This is a genomic window from Marinobacter sp. UBA2498 (genome assembly GCF_002341575.1).
GTDB classification, from domain to species: Bacteria; Pseudomonadota; Gammaproteobacteria; order Pseudomonadales; family Oleiphilaceae; genus Marinobacter; species Marinobacter manganoxydans.
In genome coordinates this window covers 463-2833 of the sequence record NZ_DDOI01000102.1, presented here as the reverse complement: position 1 = coordinate 2833, position 2371 = coordinate 463, and the positions used below count along the sequence as shown (strand labels likewise).

The following is a 2371-nucleotide window of genomic DNA, read 5'->3' as shown; positions in this document are numbered from 1 at the left end:
GACCAGATTCTCAGTGAAAACCGGATGAAAATCAGCCAAATCGCAGACCAGGACGATCCCACCTGGGAAACCCTGGCCCAGCCGATGCAGGCGCTGGATGACAAGCTGAGCAATGCCTGGTCAGTGATTTCGCACCTGAACGGCGTGATGAACAACGACGAGCTGCGCAAGGTTTACAAAAACTGCCTGGAGAAGCTCACCGAGTACAGCACCGAGGTGAGCCAGAATGCGGCACTCTGCAACGCCTACAAGAAGCTGGCCGAGCGAGAAGACTTCAAGAACCTGAGCGAAGCCCAGCGCAAGTCTGTGGAAAACACCCTCCGGGATTTCCATCTGGGTGGTGTCGACCTGCCGGAAGACAAGAAAAAGCAGTATGCCGAGTTGTCCCGGGAGCTGTCCGAGCTGTCCAACAAGTTCAGTGATAACGTGCTGGATGCTACCCAGCACTGGTTCAAACATATCACCGACGTCGATGAGCTCGCCGGCGTCCCCGAGACCGCTATTGAAAGCGCCAAACAGGCCGCCCGCCAGAAGGAACGGGACGGCTATGTCATCACCCTGGATTTCCCCAGCTTCTTCCCGGTCATGACCTACTGCGACAACCGGGATCTGCGCCGGGAAGTCTATGAGGCCTTTGTGACCCGCGCCTCCGACCAGGGCCCGGATGCCGGCCAGTGGGACAACACCCCGGTGATGGCGGAAATCCTCAAGCGCCGCCACGCCCAGGCCAAGCTGCTGGGCTTTGACAACTACGCCGAGCGCTCCCTGGCCACCAAGATGGCCCGCAGCAGCGAGGAGGTCCTGGACTTCCTGAACCAACTGGCGGCCAAGTCCAAGCCACAGGCCGAGAAAGAATTTGCCGAGCTCAAGGCGTTCGCGAAAGACGAGTACGGCGCCGAGGAGCTGCAGGCCTGGGATATCGGCTATTACAGCGAAAAACTTCGCCAGAAGCGCTACGACATCTCTCCGGAAACCCTGCGTCCCTGGTTCCCGGTGAACAAGGTGGTGCCCGGACTATTCCGTGTCGCAGAGAAGCTGTTCGATGTCCAGATTGAAGCGAAGCCGGAAGTGGAAACCTGGCACGAGGATGCGACGGCCTACTGTATCAGTCGCAACGGTGAGCCCCTGGCCTGGTTCTATCTCGACCTCTATGCCCGCCAGGGCAAACGTGGCGGTGCCTGGATGGCCGATTGCCGGGTGCGCTGGCGCAACCTGCGTGGCCAGCTCCAGTTGCCGGTGGCTTTCCTGACCTGCAACTTCACCCCGCCGGTGAATGGCAAGCCGTCGCTGCTGACCCACGACGAAGTGACCACCCTGTTCCACGAATTCGGCCACGGCCTGCATCACATGCTGACCCAGGTGGACGTGCTGGATGTGTCCGGCATCAACGGTGTCGCCTGGGACGCCGTCGAGCTGCCCAGCCAGTTCCTGGAAAACTGGTGCTGGACCGAAGAGGGCCTGGCACTGATTTCCGGCCACTACGAAACCGGCGAACCGCTGCCCCGGGAAACCCTGGACAAGATGCTCGCCGCCAAGAACTTCCAGAGCGCCATGGGCATGATGCGCCAACTGGAATTCTCGCTGTTCGACATGCGCCTGCACGCGGAGTACCGCGAAGGCCTGAATATCCAGCAGGTGCTGGATGAAGTGCGCGAGCAGGTGTCGGTGATCAAGCCGCCGGCCTTCAACCGCTTCCAGAACGGTTTCGGGCACATCTTCGCCGGCGGCTACGCGGCCGGTTACTACAGCTACAAGTGGGCGGAAGTGCTGGCGGCCGATGCCTTCTCCCTGTTCGAGGAAAAAGGTATCTTCGACCCGGAAACCGGCAAGGCCTTCCTTCACAATATTCTGGAGAAAGGCGGCTCACAGGAGCCGATGGAGCTCTTCAAGGCTTTCCGAGGTCGTGAACCGCAGGTGGATGCGCTCTTGAAGCAAACAGGGATCACGGACGAAGCGGCCTGACCCAATTTGAGCCGGCAGTCGTAAAGGCTGCCGGTTGTTCCAAACGGGAGTATTTATATGGCGAGTCCAAAACGTTTTATCGCCGGCGCCGTCTGTCCTCGCTGCGCGGAGATGGACAAGATCATGATGTTCACCACCGACGACGATGACCAGGTACGCGAGTGCGTGGCCTGCGGCTTCACCGATGCGGTGTCTGACGCCGAACAACCGTCCAACCCCGAGCTCGAGACCCGGGTGAACAAGCGCAAGAACGAGGACGATCACACCGTCAAGCAGGTCGTGTTCTTCAAGTCTTCTGCCGACGACGAGTAAGCTGTTCTTCCTAGCCTGCAGGTTTGCGGGCGGAGAGGCCATGGGAATGCTTTTCTTCTGGGGAAAAGCAACTCGCTTCGCTCAGACATCTTTTCCC

2 protein-coding genes are annotated in these 2371 nt (G+C 59.7%); both read left to right on the top strand.

Annotated elements, in window-relative coordinates:
• Window positions 1-1962 (top strand): oligopeptidase A (gene prlC, locus B2W52_RS14230; RefSeq protein ID WP_286803642.1); only part of this gene is annotated, 1962 nt, incomplete at its 5' end.
• Window positions 1963-2019: 57 nt separating this feature from the next.
• Window positions 2020-2274, top strand: a complete 255-nt coding sequence (locus tag B2W52_RS14225) for a YheV family putative zinc ribbon protein (RefSeq protein ID WP_041645867.1) — start codon at window positions 2020-2022, stop codon at window positions 2272-2274.
• Window positions 2275-2371: the final 97 nt, after the last annotated feature.

Bases quoted from the DNA above. Each gene is read 5' to 3' on its own strand.
- B2W52_RS14225 (WP_041645867.1), top strand. From the start codon at position 2,020: ATGGCGAGTCCAAAACGTTTTATCGCCGGCGCCGTCTGTCCTCGCTGC.